Genomic DNA, 16049 nt, shown 5'->3' on the forward strand with positions numbered 1-16049 from the left:
GCGGGATCGCTCCGGGCCGCCGACCTCAGCTGTGCTCAGGCGGGGACGCAGCGGTAGTTCGCCGCCGCCTTCGGGTCGCCGTGACCGGTGAAGCGGGCCACCTGCGGGTACCGGCAGGCGTTGCGGGTGACGCTGCCGTCGGCGCTCGACGTGGCGAGGGTGGCCGGGGCCTGACCCTTCTCCACCCAGTTGACCAGTGCGTCCAGCTCACCGGTCGGCTGCGGGCCGGGGCCGCCGCCGCAGTGGGCCACGCCGGGCAGCAGGAACAGCCGGTAGAAGTCGTCGACGCGGCGGTTGCCTCCGGACACCCGGTTGACCCGCTCGCGGTAGTCGACGGTGCCCTGGGTGGGCACCAGTTGATCGGCCTGGCCGTGCCACCTGAGCAGCTTGCCGCCGGCCCGGGCGAACGCGGACAGGGCGCGCGAGATCGTGACGAGGGCGACCGGCTGAGGGCGGTCGGTCGAGCACGTCGCCGGGAACGACGGCAGCGAGGGCTGGACCGCGCCCGGCGAGTTATTCTTGCGCCCGAGTTGCTGGAGATCGGAGCAGGCGTGGCAGGTGACGACGACATCTCCGGGTGAGCACCCGGACCGGCCGCCGACGGGCGCGTGATCGCGCCTCAGTCGCCGCGGCCTCCGTCGTCATGTCCTGCTTCCGCCGGGGTGCCGGTGTGCGCCCCGGATAGTCGTTCTCCGAGGTTCCCCATGTCTGTTCGACCTGCGCTCATCGCCCATGACCTCGTGCGGGTCCGTGGCGACCGCCGGGTGCTCGACGGCGTCTCCCTGACCGCCACGCCCGGCCACCGGATCGGCCTGATCGGTGAGAACGGCACCGGCAAGACGACTCTGCTGCGGGTCCTGGCCGGCGTCGACCAACCCGACTCCGGCACCGTCACGCGCCCACCGGACGTCGGCTTCCTGCACCAGGAGTTGCCCTTCCGTCCATCCACCACCATCGCCGCGGTCCTCGACGACGCGCTGCGCGAGGCCCGCGCCGACCTCGTCGAGCTGGACCGGATCGGCGTCGCGCTCGCCGACTCGCCGGAGGGCACCGAGCGGCACGACCGGCTGCTGACCGCGTACGGCGAGGTGCTGGAACGGGCGCAGGACCGCGACGCCTGGGACGCCGACCGGCGTGCCCGCACCGTCCTCGACGGCCTCGGCCTCGGCGGGCTGCCCCACGACCGGACGTTGGGCGCGCTCTCCGGCGGGCAACGCGGCCGGCTCGCCCTCGCGGCGATGCTGGTCCGCCGGCCGAGCGCACTGCTGCTCGACGAGCCCACCAACCATCTCGACGACGCGGCGGCGGCGTTCTGCGAGGACCAGCTTCGTACCATGCCGGGGGTCGTCGTGGTGGCCAGTCACGACCGGGCCTTCCTGGACGCGGTCTGCACCGATCTCATCGACCTGGACCCGGCGATCGACGGGCCGGTCCGCTTCGGCGGCGGCTACACCGCGTACCTGACGGCGAAGCGGGCCGAGGCGCAACGGTGGCGACGGCGCTACGACGACGAGCAGGCGCTCCTCGCCGAGCTGCGCGAGGCCGCCGCCGTGACCGGGCACCAGGTCGCCCACGGCCGGGGCCCGCGCGACAGCGAGAAGATGGGGTACGGGCACACCGCCGGCCGCGTCCAGAACCAGATCTCCCGTCGCGTTCGCGACTCCGTCCGTCGACTGGAGACGATCGAGCGCGACCCCGTTCCGGTGCCGTCGGAGCCGTTGCGCTTCCACGCGCCGGCGCTCGCCGTCGGCGACAGCGACGGGGTCATCGTCACGGCGGACCGGCTGGAGGTTCCCGGCCGACTGCGGGTGGCGCACCTGGAGCTCAGGTCCCGCGACCGGCTGTTGGTGACCGGCCCCAACGGCACCGGCAAGTCGACTCTGCTCGCCGTGCTCGCCGGTCACCTGGTCGGTGCCGGAACGCTCTGGCGACGACCGGAGCTGCGGGTCGGCCTGCTCGCCCAGGACACCGTCTTCGCTGACGCGCGGCGGACGGCCCGGCAGGTCTTCGACGCGGCCGTCGGCGTGGAGCGGGCCGCTGTCGTACCGCTGTCGTCCCTCGGGCTGCTCGCCCCGGCGGACCTCGACCGCCCGGTGGCCGACCTGTCGGTGGGACAGCGCCGTCGGCTCGCCCTGGCGGTGCTCGTCGCCGATCCGCCGGAGCTGCTCCTGCTCGACGAGCCCACCAACCACCTCTCGCCGACGCTCTGCGACGAGCTGGAGGACGCCCTGGGCACCGGCCCGGGTGCCATCGTCGTGGCCAGCCACGACCGCAGACTCCGCTCCCGCTGGCCAGCCCGAGAGCTGCCCCTGACGTTGCCTCGCCCTTAGGTCGGTGATCAAGAGGTTGGCGTCACGCCACGCCGGGCGGGATGACGCAAACCTCTTGATCAACGGCGGTCCGGTCTGCTGGTACGGGGGTTGGAAACGTTTTCGTAACGGGGGGTTGACCTCTCTGGCGCCTGCGGAGCAGACTCCCCGGAAACGTTTACAGCTATCGGGTGGAGGTGCCGGACGTGGGTCGTAAACGTTTACAGGAACCGGCGGACGGCCGGCCCACGGTGCACACCGTCGCCGCCCGCGCCGGCGTCTCCATCGCGTCCGCCTCGCGGGTGCTCAACGGCGTCGGCGGCAGCCCCGAGACGATCCGCAAGGTTCGCGAGGCGGCGGCCGAGGTGGGCTACGTGCCCAACGCGATCGCCAGGTCGTTGCAGTCCCAGCGCACCGGTCTGATCGCGCTCGCGGTGGAGGACATCGGCAACCCGGTCTACGTGGAGATGATGCGGGCCATCGAGGCCGTGGTCGCGTCCTCCGGGCGGCAACTGCTGGTGCACGCCACCGGCGGGCGGATCGACAACGAGACCGCCCTGCTGCGACGACTGGCCAACCGCTACGTGGACGGCATGATCGTCTCGCCGATCCGGGTCACCGACGACCACCTCACCGCGCTGGTGGACAGTCCGGTGCCGGTGGTGGTCGTCGGCCAGCTCGGCGCGGACGCTCCGATCGACAACGTGCGTACCGACTCGCGGCACGGCGTGGCGCTGGCCGTGGACCATCTCGTCGCCACCGGCCGACGGCGGATCGGCTTCGTCAACGGCCCGCTCGACACCGTTCCGGGTGCCGCCCGGGACGCCGGGTTCCGGGCCGCCCTGGCCCGACACGGCATCGGGCTCGACGACGAGCTGATCGAGGTCGGTGACTTCCAGTACGCGGCCGGCCGCGCCGCCACCGAGCGACTGCTCGCCCGCGCCGACCCGGACGCCCTGGTCTGCGCCAACGACCTCATCGCGGTCGGCGCACTGCACGCCCTGCTGGTCGCCGGTCGCCGGGTGCCGCAGGACGTCGCCCTGGTCGGCATGGACGACACCGAACTGGCCCGGATGATGTTTCCCCAGCTCTCCAGCGTCTCGCTCGGCTCGGCCGAGCGTGGTCGCCGAGCCGCCGAACTGCTCCTGCAACGCATCGCCGACGCGACTCTGCCGCCGCGGCGCGAGCAGGTGCCGCCAAGTCTCGTCGTTCGCGCGTCCAGCGCCGCGACCCTGCCGGTCCCTCGACCCGCCACCGGGCCGGCCGGCCCACCGACCACCCACCCGTCCAGCGAAGGGGTGACCGCATGACCACCCTGGCCGAGCGGCCGGACGTCGAGCGGGCCGAGCCGGCCCGCCGGCCGAACCGGTTCCGCTCCGACCGCACCACCATCTACCTTCTGTTGCTGCCGTCGCTGCTGCCGATCCTGGTGCTGTCGGTGTTCCCGCTGCTGCGGGGCATCTACCTCGGCTTCACCGACGCCCGCGCCGGTCGCAACGTCGAGGTCAGCTTCACCGGCCTTGCCAACTACCGCGAACTCCTCGGCGACGAGCTGTTCTGGAACTCGTTCAAGATCGGCCTGCTCTGGGCGGTCGGGGTGACGGTGTTGCAGTTCCTGCTCGCCCTCGGGCTGGCGCTGCTGCTCAACCAGCAACTGCGGTTCCGCGGTGTGGCGCGGGTGCTGGCCGTCGTGCCGTGGGCGATGCCGCCGGTCGTGGTCGGCATCCTGTGGAAGCTCGTCTACCACCCCGACGCCGGCCTGATCAACGAGTTCTTCCACCGCATCGGCGCCGACGGACTGCGGACGAACTGGCTGGGCGACTTCAGCACCGCCCTGCCCGCGGTGATCATCGTCGGGGTCTGGGCTGGTATGCCGCAGACCACAGTCGTCCTGCTCGCCGGTCTGCAGGGCGTGGGTCGCGAGCTGCACGAGGCGGCGGCGGTGGACGGGGCGAGCACCTGGCACCGGTTCCGGCACGTCACGTTGCCCGCGCTGGCGCCGGTGATCGTGGCGATCACCTCGCTGGACTTCATCTGGAACTTCAACTCGTTCGGCCTGGTCTACGTGCTCACCGCCGGTGGACCGGGCGGCAAGACGATGCTGCCGATGCTGTTCGCGTACGAGGAGGCGTTCCGCTACGGCAACTACGGCTACGCGGCGGCGCTCGGCAACGTCATGGTCGTGATCATCATCGCGCTGCTCGCTGTCTATCTCCGTCGCCGGCTCAGGGAGGCGAACTGACATGTTCGGAAAACCGAGCCGCACCAGCCGGACGCTGCAGTACCTGGCGCTCGCCGGTTACCTGATCTTCCTCGGGTTCCCGCTGGTCTGGCTGCTCTCCACGGCGTTCAAACCGCCGCGCGAACTGGTACGCCTGCACCCGACGTTGATCCCGGACAACCCGACACTGCAGAACTTCGTGCAGGCCTTCACCGAGCAGGAGCTGGGTCGGGCGGCGCTCAACAGCCTCCAGGTCTCCCTCGGCTCGGCGGTGCTGACCGTCCTGGTCGCCATGCCGGCGTCGTACGCCCTCGCCCGGTTCCGCTCCAAGCTCGGCACCGCCGCACTGGGCTGGGTGCTGCTGTCCCAGCTCTTCCCGTTCGTGCTGCTGATCATCCCGATCTTCCTGGTGCTGCGGCAGGTCGGCCTGGCCAACACGCACGCCGGGCTGGTGCTGATCTACGTGGTCTGGGCGCTGCCGTTCGCACTGTGGATGCTGCAGGGCTTCGTCCGCAACATCCCGAGGGAGCTTGAGGAGGCCGCATCGGTCGACGGCGCGACCCGGGTGCAGATCCTGCGGCGGGTGGTCTTTCCGCTGCTCGCCCCGGGACTGGTCGCGACCGCGCTGTTCTCCTTCATCTCGGCCTGGAACGAGTTCTTCTTCGCACTGGTGCTGATCAAGACTCCGGAGCTGGCCACCCTGCCGGTGGCGCTGGCCCGGTTCGTCGGCATCGAGGGCACCGCCCGGCTGGGACCCCTGGCCGCCGGCTCACTGCTGGCCACGCTGCCCAGCCTGATCTTCTTCGCGTTCATGCAGCGGCGGCTCTCGTCCGGGTCGCTCGCGGGCGCGGTCAAGGGCTGAACCGTCCCCCCAACCACCACCACCAAGGAGGTAACCCCCATGCTCCGTACCCGATTCCGTCGACTCGCGGCGGCCGCCGCGGTCACGGTCATCGGCCTCGGCGCGCTCACCGCGTGCGGTGCCGGCGGCGACGACGAGGCCACCGACGGCCCGGCCAAGCTGCGCTTCCTCAGCCTCGCCTGGCAGAAGGAGTCGCTGCAGGTCAACAAGGATCTGGTCGCCAAGTGGAACGCCGAGCACCCGGACATCCAGGTCGAGTACGTCCAGGGTGACTGGAACTCGGTGCACGACCAGCTGCTCACCTCGTTCGAGGGCGGCGACGCGCCGGACATTGTGCACTACGAGGCGTCCTCCATCGGCGAGTTCAGCAAGCAGGGCTACCTGGCCGACCTCTCCGACCTGGTCTCGGGCGACCTGAAGGGCCAGATCGACGAGGGCATCTGGGACACCGTCACCGTCGACGGCAAGGTCACCGGTGTGCCGTTCCTGCTGGAGTCGCAGGTCGTCATCGCGAACAAGAAGCTGCTCGACGCCGCCGGTGTCGCGGTGCCGCCGGCCGACGGCGGCTGGACCTGGGACGAGTTCCAGGCCAACGCGCAGAAGCTCACCAAGCCCGGTCAGTACGGCGCGGCCTGGGCGCTGAAGTCGCCGACCAACCGGGTGCTGAACCTGGCGCTCAACTACGACGGCAAGTTCTTCTACGGCGACGGTGGCCGCGCCGAGGTCAAGGTCGGCGACGCGGAGAAGGAGATCCCGAAGCGGATCCACGACATGATCTACACCGCCAAGTCCGCCTCCCCGGAGGCGCTCGGCATGAGCGGCGCGGACACCCTGCCCGGCTTCTTCGGCGGCAAGTACGCGATGCTGCCCGGCTCGGTGTCGCTGCGCCAGCAGATGGTCGAGCAGGCGCCGGCCGGCTTCGAGTGGGTCACACTGCCCCCGATCAAGGGGCTCTCCACCAAGCAGGCCGCCAACCCGCAGACGCTGTCGATCTCCGAGGACAGCAAGCACAAGAAGCAGGCCGCGCAGTTCCTGGAGTACTTCCTGAACCCGACCAACATGGCAGCCCTGGCCAAGGGCGACTGGTTGGTGCCGACCGGCAAGCAGGCCAACGAGGAACTGGTCAAGCTCACCGCCGGCAAGCAGGGCTGGGACGTCGCCGCGGACAGCGCCACGGACCTGACCGTCGCCCCGTTCCAGCAGGCCGACGGCTACCCGGAGTGGAAGACCAAGTACGCCACCCCGGCCCTCCAGCAGTACTTCGCCAACAAGATCACCCTCGATCAGCTCGGCACGCAGCTGGTCGACGGTGGCAAGCAGGTTCTGAGGTAACGACATGTCACTCTTGCTCGACACATCGGTCGGTTGCCTGGTTGGCGCCGCTGTCGGAGACGCCCTGGGCGGCGCCACCGAGACGGCGCTGCCCGAGCAGATCCGTACTCGCTTCGGCGGCTGGGTCGAGGGCATCGTGCCCCCGTACCACGCCGACTGGGCCACCGCGCGACCCCTCGCGCCGTACCACAAGGGCGACGGGCACATCACCGACGACACGTTGATGACCCACGCCCTGGTCCGCGCGTACGCGGCCAAACGGGACCACCTCGACGCGTACGACGTGGTGGAGCTGCTGGTTCCCGACCTGATCGAGCGGGTGGTGTACATCCCCGACCTGGAGCGCGACGGGGTGACCTTCCACCGGCTCGCGGCCGCCGAGCGGTGGCTGGTCACCCGTCTGCACCACGCCCACGCGGACCCGCGCGAGGCCGGGGTCGGCAACATCGTCAACTGTGGCGCGGCCATGTACATGGCCCCGGTCGGCATCGTGAACGCGGGCGACCCGGCCGGGGCGTACGCCGAGGCGGTGGAGATCGCCGGCGCGCACCAGCACAGCTACGGGCGGGAGGCCGCCGCCGTGTTCGCGGCAGCGGTCGCGGCGGCCGCGACGCCCGGCGCGGGCGTCGAGGACGTCGTCGCGGCGGCGTTGGACCTGGCCCGCGACGGCACCCGCGCGGCAATCGACGCGGTGGTCAAGGAGGCCCGCGGGCACCACGACTGGAAGCAGGCCATCCCGGCGCTGCGGGCCGCGGTCGCCCCCTACGACACGGTGGGGGAGGAGTACCGCAGCCCCGGCCTCGGCGCGCGGCGGCCCAGTCGCCTGCACGCCATCGAGGAGCTGCCGGTGGCGCTCGGCATGCTCGTGGTGGCCGGCGGCGATTTCCGGGCCGCGGTGCTCGGCTCGGTCAACTACGGCCGGGACGCCGACTCCACAGCCACCATGGCCGCCGCCATCGCCGGGGCGCTCGGTGGCGCCGACGCGGTGCCGGCGGAGTGGTCCGAAGTGGTCGCCACCGCCTCCAGGACCGACCTGGTGGAGCCGGCCCGGGTCCTGGCGACGGTGGCCGGCGAGGTCTTCGAGCGCGACCAGGCCCGGTTCGCCCGCCGGGCGGAACGGTTCGCCGGGCTGGCCGCCGGTGCCACCCGGGGGGTTGGGGGCGAGACCCGGTGAGGATCACCTGGGTTCAGCCCGAGGACCTGCTGCCGCACGAGCTGGCGGCCAGCCGGGACGAGGGCCGCGACGTCACATCGATCGCCCAGCGGTGGACGGCGGCCGGCGGGGACCTGACCCCACCGGTCAGCGGGGCGTCGGTGACCCCGGCGTCGCGGGAGCTGCGGGCCCTCGCCACGGAGCTGCTGGACGCCGCCGACGCGTTGCCCGCCGTCGACACCGCCGACGAGGCCGACGACCTGGCCACGTTGCGCGCCGGGTGGCCGAGCAGCTGGTCGCTGCCGACCGAGGTGGCGTACGACCGGCTGCACGGCGGGTGGCTCGGCCGGGCGGTCGGCTGCCTGCTCGGCAAGCCGGTGGAGAAGATTCCCCGCGAGGGCATCCGGGAGATCCTCACCGCTACCGACCGGTGGCCACTGTGCGACTGGTTCACCGCGAAGGGACTCCCGGCCGACGTGGCTGCCCGCTGGCCGTGGAACCGGCGCAGCGCGCCGACCAGCCTCGCCGAGAACATCGACGGGATGCCCGAGGACGACGACCTGAACTACGCGTTGCTGGCCCTGCGCGTGCTGGAGACGCACGGTCGGGGCTTCACCAGCGCCGACGTGGCGCAGGCGTGGCTGGACTGGCTGCCCGGCGGGCGGGTCTTCACCGCCGAGCGGGTGGCCTACCGCAACCTGCTGCTCGGGTACCCGCCGCCGCAGAGCGCCCACCGGCACAACCCGTTCCGGGAGTGGATCGGCGCGCAGATCCGCACCGACCTGTACGGCTGGGTCAACCCCGGACGCCCGGACCGCGCCGCCGAGCTGGCGGTGCGCGACGCGACGGTCAGCCACGTCCGGGGCGGGGTGCACGGCGCGCTCTGGGCGGCGGCGCTGGCCGCCGCCGCGCCGGTGGCCGACACGGTGGACGAGGTGCTGGACGCCGCCGAGGCGGTGCTGCCGCCGGGGAGCCGGTTCGCCACCACCGTCCGGGAGGCACGCGCCCTCGGCGCGGGCACCGACGACTGGGAGCGCGTTGTCGACGAGCTGTACGCACGGCACGGCCACCTGCACTGGGTGCACGTCCGCAACAACGCGGCGCTGGTGGCCGCGGCCCTGGCGTACGGGCGGGGGGATCTGGAACGGTCGATCACCGCTGTGGTCAGCGGCGGCTGGGACACCGACTCGACCGGCGCGACGGTCGGCGCGGTGACCGGAGCGCTCACCGGGGCGTCCGGGCTGTCGCAGCGTTGGGTCGCCCCGCTGCGTAACCGGCTGGCCAGCAGCATCGCCGGCTTCGACGGGATCGGCTTCGACGAGCTGGCCGAGCGGACCCTCGCCCTGGCGCAGCCGGCGACGGAAGGGAGCGTGGCATGAGCGCGCGGGTGGCGGTGGTGGGCAGCAGCAACCTGGACCTGGTGGTCACGGCGTCGCGGCTGCCCCGCCCCGGTGAGACGGTGCTCGGCGAGAACTTCCGGACCGTACCCGGCGGCAAGGGCGCCAACCAGGCCGTCGCCGCCGCCCGGGCCGGTGCGGCCTGCGACTTCGTGGGCGCGGTCGGCGACGACGAGTTCGGCACCCGGATGCGGGCGAGTCTCGTCGACGCCGGCGTGGACGTCAGTGGCCTGCGGACCGCCGTCGGCCCTTCCGGTGTCGCGTTGATCGCCGTCGACCGGGACGCGGAGAACTTCATACTGGTCGCGCCCGGCGCCAACGGCACGCTGACCGAGCTGGACGCGCACGACCGGGCGACGATCGCGGCGGCGGACGTGCTGCTGCTGCAACTGGAGGTGCCGCTGACCGCCGTGCTCCAGGCGGCGCACTGGGCCCGGGCGGAGGGCACCACTGTGGTGCTGAACGCCGCGCCCGCCGCCGCGCTGCCCACCGCACTGCTCGACCTGGTCGACGTGCTGGTGGTCAACGAGCACGAGGCGGCGGTCGTCGCCGAGGTCGCCTCCGACGACCCACCGGTGCTGCTCGACGCCCTGCTGAAGCTCGTGCCCCGGGTGGTGCTCACCCTCGGCGCGCGCGGTGCCGCGTACGCCGATCGGCAGGGCCTGCGTCTCGCCGTCCCGGCGCCGCAGATCGACGCGGTGGACACCACCGCCTCCGGTGACGCGTTCACCGGCGCGCTCGCCGTGGGCTGGGCCGAACGCGGCGGCGCCAGCAGCGAGGACACCGTCACCGCCAGCCTGCGCTGGGCCTGCGCCGCCGGCGCGGCCTGCGCCCAGCGGCCCGGAGCGTCCACCGCACTGCCCGACCGGCCGGCCATCGACGCCCTCTACGACGCGACCTACCGAGGTGCACAGTGAGCTTCAACCCGTACGTCCCACGCCCGATCGACCGGCCGACCGAGGTGCCGTTGGGCGGGCACGCCGACCTGAGCACCCTGGACGAGGCGAAGATCTTCGCCGCCCCGACCGACAGGGCCGACTGGCCGGCCTGGCGGGAGCAGATCGCCCGGTGGCGGGTCGACGCCCGGGACCGGATCGGCTACGTCGGCGAGCACTACGACGAGATCGCCGGTGACTGCTTCAGCGTCTGCCTGGCCTGGCTCTGGGACGAGACGCTCTACGACCACGAACGCGGCGTCTTCACCGTCGACGAGTTCCTCGACGCGGCAGGGCGGGACTTCGGCGGCTTCGACGGGGTGGTGCTCTGGCACGCGTACCCGGTGATCGGCCTCGACGACCGCAACCAGTTCGACTGGTACCGGGACGTGCCGGAACTGCCCGAGGTGGTGCGCGCGTTCCAGCAGCGTGGGGTGCGGGTCTTCGTCGACTACAACCCGTGGGACACCGGAACCCGGCGCGAGCCGGGCAGCGACGCCGAGGAGGTCGCCACGCTGGCCGGCAAGCTCGGCGTCGACGGGGTCTTCCTGGACACCCTCAAGGAGGGCGCGGGGGAGCTGCGCGCCGCGCTGGACGCGGTGCGCCCCGGCATGGTCCTGGAGGGCGAGAGCCGGGTGCCGCTGGCCCGCATCGCCGACCACGCGATGTCCTGGGCGCAGTGGTTCGCCGACTCCGAGGTGCCCGGCGTGCTGCGGGCGAAGTGGTTCGAGCGACGGCACGTGCTGCACCACACCCGGCGCTGGCACCGCGACCACCTCGACGAGCTGCACTCCGCCTGGCTCAACGGCGTCGGCGTGCTGGTCTGGGAAAGCGTCTTCGGCGTCTGGGTCGGCTGGAACGAGCGGGACCGCGCGGTGCTGCGGGCGATGCGCCGGGTGCAGACCAGCCACGCGGCGTGGTTGCGCGCCGAGGACTGGGTGCCGCTCGCCGACCATCCCGGCGACGGCCAGGTGTACGCGTCCCGATGGACGCACGACGACGAGCCGCTGTGGACGGTGGTGAACCGGGGCGCGGACCACGACGGCCCGTGGGTGGTCACCGACCCGAGCGCCGGCCGGCACTTCGTCGACCTGGTCACCGGTGCCGAGTTGACGGTCACCGAGACGGCCGGCGGTCAGCTGGCTGTCGGCGGCCCGCTCCCGGCCGGCGCCATCGCGGCCGTGGCGCGCGGAGTCGCCGCCGCGCACCGGCACGAGCCGCCGACCGGCGACCCGTCCTTCCCGGCCCGCGCCGCGGTGCGCGTCCCTACGCCGTGGGCGCCCCGACCGCAGGTGCCGCCGGGCCTGGTCGCCGTCGAGGGCGGCCGGCACGACCTGGTCGTCCGGCACCGGGTACGGGAGACCGGGCTGTACGGCGAGGCGCCCTACGTCGACGAGTGGAAGCCCTTGCCGCCTCGGCTGCACCACCCCGGCACGCTGCGGCGCAGTGTGCGGCTCGGCCGGTTCGCCATCGCCGTGCACGAGGTCACCCACGGCGAGTACGCCGAGTTCCTGCGCGCCACCGGCTACGTTCCGGTGCGCCCGGAGCGGTTCACCGCCGGCTCCGGCCCGGCCGACGCCCCGGTGACAGGGGTCGAGCTGGCCGACGCGCGGGCGTACGCGGCGTGGGCCGGGCTGCGCCTGCCCACCGAGGACGAGTGGCAGGTCGCCGCCGAGGCGGGGCTGCTCGTACGGCGCGAACCGCTGGTGTGGAACCTGACCGAGAGCGAGCACTCCGACGGTCGTACCCGCTTCGCCATCCTCAAGGGCGGCGCCCAGTACCGGGCGGAGGGCTCCGACTGGTACCTCGACGGCGGCCCGCAACCGGCGGACGTGTCGGTGAAGCTGCTGCTCACCGGCGCCGGTCTCGCCCGCTCCGAGCAGGTCGGCTTCCGCTGCGCGGCCGACCTTCCGGAGGTGACCCGGTGACCGCGCCACTGGACGGCGTCACTGTCGTCGACCTGGCCACCCTCTTCGCCGGGCCGCTCGCGGCGGCGTTCCTCGGTGACTTCGGCGCCGACGTGATCAAGGTGGAGCATCCGGCCAAGCCGGACCCGTCGCGGGGGCACGGCCCGGCCCGCGACGGTGTCGGGCTCTGGTGGAAGGTGCTCGGCCGCAACAAGCGCACAGTCACCCTCAACCTCTCCGACCCGGACGGGGCGGCGTTGCTGCGCCGGCTGCTCGCCGACGCCGACGTGCTGGTGGAGAACTTCCGCCCCGGAACCCTGGAACGGTGGGGGCTCGGCCCGGCCGAGCTGCACGCTGTCAACCCCCGGCTGGTGATCACCCGGATCAGCGGGTTCGGGCAGGTCGGCCCGTACGCCCGCCGGCCCGGCTTCGGCACCCTCGCCGAGGCGATGAGCGGTTTCGCCGCGGCCACCGGGGAACCGGACGGGCCGCCGACGCTGCCCCCGTTCGGGCTGGCCGACTCGGTCAGCGCGCTCGCCGCCGCGTACGCGGTGATGCTCGCCCTGCGGGCCCGCGACGTCACCGGCGCCGGACAGGTGGTCGACCTCGCCATCATCGAGCCGATCATGGCGATGCTCGGGCCGCAGATCACCTGGTACGACCAGCTCGGCTACGTCCAGCCCCGGTTGGGCAACCGGTCCAACAACAACGCCCCGCGCAACACCTACCGCTGTGCCGACGGGCGCTGGGTGGCGGTCTCCACCAGCGCGCAGAGCATCGCCGAGCGGGTGCTGCGGCTGGTCGGCCGTCCCGAGCTGATCGACGAGCCGTGGTTCGCCACCGGCAGTGGGCGGGCCGCCCACGCCGACGAGTTGGACGCGGCGGTGAGCGCCTGGGTGGCGCGACGGGACCGCGACGAGGTGGTGGCCGCGTTCGAGGAGGCGCAGGCCGCTGTCGCGCCCGTCTACGACGTGCGCGACATCCTCGCCGACCCGCAGTACGCGGCGCTGGGCACCGTGCGCACAGTGCCGGACGAGGAGTTGGGCGAGGTACGGATGCAGAACGTGCCGTTCCGCCTCGCCGAGACGCCCGGCGAGATCCGGCACGCCGGCCGGCGGCACGGCCAGGACACCGACGCGGTCTTCGGCGCGCTCGGCCTGAGCGCCGAGGAGTTGGCCGCGCTGCGCGAGCGGGGAGTGCTCTGATGCTGTTGAGCTGGCTCTACGTGCCCGGTGACCGCCCGGACCGGTTCGCCAAGGCGGTCGCCTCGGGTGCCGACGCGGTCATCCTCGACCTGGAGGACGCCGTTGTCGCCGGGCGCAAGGCGTACGCCCGGGACGCGGTCGCCGAGTTCCTCGCCGAGGCGCACCCGGTGCCCGTGCAGGTCCGGGTCAACGAGCTGACCGGCCCCGACCTCGATGCCGACCTGGCGGCGGTGGCCGGCCGGCCCGGGTTGGCCGGGCTGCGGCTGCCGAAGGTCGAGTCGGCCGCGACGCTGGCGGCCCTCGCCGAGCGGGTCGACGTGCCAGTGCACCCGCTCATCGAGTCGGCGGCCGGGCTGGAGGCCGCGTACCCGATCGCCGCCGCCCACCCGGCGGTCGCCTCGATCGGGCTCGGTGAGGCCGACCTGCGCTCGGATCTGGGGGTGAGCGACGACGACGGGCTGCTCTGGGCGCGCGGCCGGGTGGTGGTCGCGGCCCGCGCGGCCGGTCTGGCCCCGCCGGCCATGTCGGTGTACGCCGACGTGGTCGACCTCGCCGGTCTGGCCGCCTCCTGCGCGGCGGGCCGACGGCTCGGCTTTCTCGGCCGTGCGGCGATCCACCCGCGCCAGCTCCCGGTGATCGTCGACGCGTTCCGGCCGGCCGATCGGGAGGTGGCCCGCGCCGCGGAGCTGCTGGCTGCCGTGGCGGACGCGCACCAGCGGGACTCGGGGACCGTGGTCCTGCCCGACGGCCGGTTCGCCGACCGGGCGATGGTGGCCGCCGCCCGGCGCGTCGTCGACCTCGCCGCCCGCTACGCCGCCTGAGTCTCGGGATCGAGACGGTCGAGTCGCGCGAGGTCGGCGGTGCCGGATCGGACCACGGCCGCCGCCAGCGCCACGGTCGCCGGCTGGACTCCGTTCTGCTGCTCCGCGGTGGCGATCCGGACCGACTGCGCGAGATGCGCCCGCAGGTGCCCGGCCAGCAGGCGGTGAAACGGCTGCCCGCTGGCCGCCCGCAGCGCGGTCATCTCCTGCGCGGTGGCCATGCCCGGCATGTCGTGCCCCTCGTGCGGATTCGTCGTCGGGGCGGCGGCGTCGGCCAGTAGCCGGCGGGCGCGGTCCAGGTCGGCGTGCCGGGTGGTCGCCACCTGGGTGACCGTCTGCCGCCAGGCCGGGTCGGTGGTCCGCGCCGGCACCAGATCGAGTACGGGCAGCAGACGTTCGGTCATCGCCACCGTCAGTTGCAGCCAGGCGATGTCGGTGGGGTTGAACGCCGTACCCGTGGGTGTCGGCACGGTCGTCGCCAGTGGCGCGGTCACGGGCGGTGTGGTGGTGCTGGCCGCGTCTGGTGGCCCGGCGCCGCAGCCGGCGACGAGCAGCACGCCGATGAGCACTGTGAACGCCGTGGGCTGGCGCATCCGATCTCCCTTCCCGACCACGGCGGCGGGCCCGGGTGACCGGACCCGCCGCAGTGGTGTGGAGCTGTCAATCAGATCGGTCGGCCGTCGTGACCGCACTTGATGACGGGACGGATGCAGTCCTGGACGCGGCGGGCCAGCTCCGCCACCGGCCAGGCGTTGAAGAAGTCGCCGTGCATCGTGTAGCCCGGCCCGGAGGCCAGCCGGAACCGCGACGGGTCACCGGTGACCGGGTACCGAAGCACCTGGCGCAACTTCGGCACGTGCACCGGGTGGGTGCTCGGGCAGGCCTGGTTCACCGGGTACGCCAGGTGGCTCTTGTGGTCCGGCGAGTCGAGGTCACGGCCGTTCCAGCACTGCGGGAAGTCCAGGTACGACTCCAGCATCGTGCCGGACGGGCAGTTGACGAAGTCCTTCGACGGCGGCACGTGCCCGGCGTGCAGGCAGGACCAGCGGGCGATGCTGTCGTTCGGCCCGGTGGCCTTCGCGTTGCCGGCGACGAGCCGCAGCCCGAGCGGGAACGGCTGGGTGTTCGCGACGACGTCGGCGCGGACGCCCTCGCCCAGGTAGTAGAACGTGGCGATCGCCGGCTCCACGGGGACGTTGTCCCGGTACAGGGTCGGCACCCAGTACGACGAGACGTCCACCCGCGGGTTGCAGGTGGTGGGCGAGTTGACCAGGTCGGGAAGGGTGGTCCTGGCGTTCGTCACAGTGCTGCCGAAGAAGCTGTGCATGTGCGACGCCCCGGGCAGCCCGGGGAAGACGATCGGGTCGTCCGGCAGCCGGTGGCTGTAGGTGCAGTCGGCGGGGAACTCGGCGACCCGGATGGCGTTGGCGCCGAAGTCGGCGCCGGCTCGGCCGGGGGCGGCGTCGGCCCGGTTGGTGGTGGACACCAGGTACGTGCCGAGTAGCACCAGCAGGGCGCCGATCGCCGTGGCGAGGCGCAGTCGGCGGGGGATGCCGGAGAGGGGTGCGGCCCTGTCCATCTCGTGACTCCTGTCGGGGGACGGGTCAGGGACAGCTCCGGCGCCGCCGCCGAAGGCATCGGAGTTGTGCCTGGCCAGACTGGGTGGTGGCCGGTTGGGGCCGGTGCGAGAGAGCGCTCTCACTGCCCCCCAGCCTCACGCCGAAGTCGACAATTGTCAATACGTGCCGCAGTTGGTGGAAATGACGACGAAGGGCCGGACCCCATGGTGGGGTCCGGCCCTTCGGTGTTGTTCTGGGTCAGCTGGTGGCGTAGCCGCGGGTGGCGATCCAGTCGGCGAGGTGCTCGACGGTGACCTCGTAGGAGGCGGTGTTCGCATCGGCGGAGTC

14 protein-coding genes and 1 pseudogene are annotated in these 16049 nt (G+C 72.9%); 11 read left to right on the plus strand and 4 right to left on the minus strand.

Features of this window, described 5'->3' with window-relative positions:
• Nucleotides 1-35: 35 nt before the first annotated feature.
• Nucleotides 36-623 (minus strand): tannase/feruloyl esterase family alpha/beta hydrolase, encoded by a 588-nt coding sequence (locus ABZ794_RS33385; protein ID WP_357519412.1) that lies wholly within the window; start codon nt 621-623, stop codon nt 36-38.
• Nucleotides 624-704: 81 nt separating this feature from the next.
• Here ABZ794_RS33385 and ABZ794_RS33390 point away from each other — a divergent pair, with 81 nt between their 5' ends.
• From ABZ794_RS33390 to ABZ794_RS33440, 11 genes are all read left to right on the plus strand, one after another.
• Complete coding sequence (locus ABZ794_RS33390; protein ID WP_357519395.1) at nt 705-2330, plus strand: ABC-F family ATP-binding cassette domain-containing protein; 1626 nt, start codon at nt 705-707, stop codon at nt 2328-2330.
• A gap of 185 nt (nt 2331-2515) precedes the next feature.
• Nucleotides 2516-3619, plus strand: a complete 1104-nt coding sequence (locus tag ABZ794_RS33395; RefSeq protein ID WP_238690009.1) for a LacI family DNA-binding transcriptional regulator — start codon at nt 2516-2518, stop codon at nt 3617-3619.
• Nucleotides 3616-4551 carry a sugar ABC transporter permease gene (locus ABZ794_RS33400; protein ID WP_112678220.1) on the plus strand — a complete coding sequence of 312 codons (936 nt, stop codon included), beginning with the start codon at nt 3616-3618 and terminating at the stop codon, nt 4549-4551. The genes ABZ794_RS33395 and ABZ794_RS33400 overlap by 4 nt, the downstream gene beginning before the upstream one ends.
• Before the next feature lies 1 nt (nt 4552).
• The gene (locus ABZ794_RS33405) at nt 4553-5392 is read left to right on the plus strand and encodes a carbohydrate ABC transporter permease (RefSeq protein ID WP_357519397.1); all 840 of its coding nucleotides are present in this window, start codon (nt 4553-4555) and stop codon (nt 5390-5392) included.
• Between the two features lie 39 nt (nt 5393-5431).
• Nucleotides 5432-6724 carry a sugar ABC transporter substrate-binding protein gene (locus tag ABZ794_RS33410; protein ID WP_210785276.1) on the plus strand — a complete coding sequence of 431 codons (1293 nt, stop codon included), beginning with the start codon at nt 5432-5434 and terminating at the stop codon, nt 6722-6724.
• 4 nt (nt 6725-6728) lie between these two features.
• The gene (locus ABZ794_RS33415) at nt 6729-7898 is read left to right on the plus strand and encodes an ADP-ribosylglycohydrolase family protein (protein WP_210785275.1); all 1170 of its coding nucleotides are present in this window, start codon (nt 6729-6731) and stop codon (nt 7896-7898) included.
• Entirely contained in the window at nt 7895-9256 is a 1362-nt protein-coding gene (locus tag ABZ794_RS33420; protein WP_357519400.1) for an ADP-ribosylglycohydrolase family protein, read from the plus strand. Before ABZ794_RS33415 ends, ABZ794_RS33420 begins: the two co-directional genes overlap by 4 nt.
• Nucleotides 9253-10191 carry a ribokinase gene (locus ABZ794_RS33425; RefSeq protein ID WP_357519402.1) on the plus strand — a complete coding sequence of 313 codons (939 nt, stop codon included), beginning with the start codon at nt 9253-9255 and terminating at the stop codon, nt 10189-10191. Before ABZ794_RS33420 ends, ABZ794_RS33425 begins: the two co-directional genes overlap by 4 nt.
• On the plus strand, nt 10188-12137 hold the full coding sequence (locus tag ABZ794_RS33430; protein WP_357519404.1) for an SUMF1/EgtB/PvdO family nonheme iron enzyme: 1950 nt from the start codon (nt 10188-10190) through the stop codon (nt 12135-12137). Before ABZ794_RS33425 ends, ABZ794_RS33430 begins: the two co-directional genes overlap by 4 nt.
• Nucleotides 12134-13321: a CoA transferase gene (locus ABZ794_RS33435; RefSeq protein WP_357519406.1), complete on the plus strand. Its 1188-nt coding sequence runs from the start codon at nt 12134-12136 to the stop codon at nt 13319-13321. Before ABZ794_RS33430 ends, ABZ794_RS33435 begins: the two co-directional genes overlap by 4 nt.
• The gene (locus ABZ794_RS33440; RefSeq protein WP_210786309.1) at nt 13321-14142 is read left to right on the plus strand and encodes a CoA ester lyase; all 822 of its coding nucleotides are present in this window, start codon (nt 13321-13323) and stop codon (nt 14140-14142) included. Before ABZ794_RS33435 ends, ABZ794_RS33440 begins: the two co-directional genes overlap by 1 nt.
• On the opposite strand, the gene ABZ794_RS33445 is transcribed toward ABZ794_RS33440, so the two are convergent.
• From ABZ794_RS33445 to ABZ794_RS33455, 3 genes and pseudogenes are all read right to left on the minus strand, one after another.
• Nucleotides 14130-14735 (minus strand): DUF305 domain-containing protein, encoded by a 606-nt coding sequence (locus ABZ794_RS33445; RefSeq protein ID WP_357519408.1) that lies wholly within the window; start codon nt 14733-14735, stop codon nt 14130-14132. The genes ABZ794_RS33440 and ABZ794_RS33445 overlap by 13 nt on opposite strands.
• 71 nt (nt 14736-14806) lie before the next feature.
• Nucleotides 14807-15721 carry a DUF1996 domain-containing protein gene (locus ABZ794_RS33450; RefSeq protein ID WP_357519410.1) on the minus strand — a complete coding sequence of 305 codons (915 nt, stop codon included), beginning with the start codon at nt 15719-15721 and terminating at the stop codon, nt 14807-14809.
• Nucleotides 15722-15959: 238 nt separating this feature from the next.
• Nucleotides 15960-16049 (minus strand): annotated as a pseudogene (locus ABZ794_RS33455) (phytochelatin synthase); the annotation flags it as partial.

The organism is Micromonospora sp. NPDC047187 (genome assembly GCF_040643355.1).
GTDB classification, from domain to species: Bacteria; Actinomycetota; Actinomycetes; order Mycobacteriales; family Micromonosporaceae; genus Micromonospora; species Micromonospora salmantinae.

Coding starts and splice junctions, on each gene's coding strand:
- ABZ794_RS33405 (WP_357519397.1), top strand. CDS start 4,553: ATGTTCGGAAAACCGAGCCGCACCAGCCGGACGCTGCAGTACCTGGCG.
- ABZ794_RS33450 (WP_357519410.1), bottom strand. CDS start 15,721: ATGGACAGGGCCGCACCCCTCTCCGGCATCCCCCGCCGACTGCGCCTC.
- ABZ794_RS33415 (WP_210785275.1), top strand. CDS start 6,729: ATGTCACTCTTGCTCGACACATCGGTCGGTTGCCTGGTTGGCGCCGCT.
- ABZ794_RS33410 (WP_210785276.1), top strand. CDS start 5,432: ATGCTCCGTACCCGATTCCGTCGACTCGCGGCGGCCGCCGCGGTCACG.
- ABZ794_RS33425 (WP_357519402.1), top strand. CDS start 9,253: ATGAGCGCGCGGGTGGCGGTGGTGGGCAGCAGCAACCTGGACCTGGTG.
- ABZ794_RS33390 (WP_357519395.1), top strand. CDS start 705: ATGTCTGTTCGACCTGCGCTCATCGCCCATGACCTCGTGCGGGTCCGT.
- ABZ794_RS33440 (WP_210786309.1), top strand. CDS start 13,321: ATGCTGTTGAGCTGGCTCTACGTGCCCGGTGACCGCCCGGACCGGTTC.
- ABZ794_RS33445 (WP_357519408.1), bottom strand. CDS start 14,735: ATGCGCCAGCCCACGGCGTTCACAGTGCTCATCGGCGTGCTGCTCGTC.
- ABZ794_RS33400 (WP_112678220.1), top strand. CDS start 3,616: ATGACCACCCTGGCCGAGCGGCCGGACGTCGAGCGGGCCGAGCCGGCC.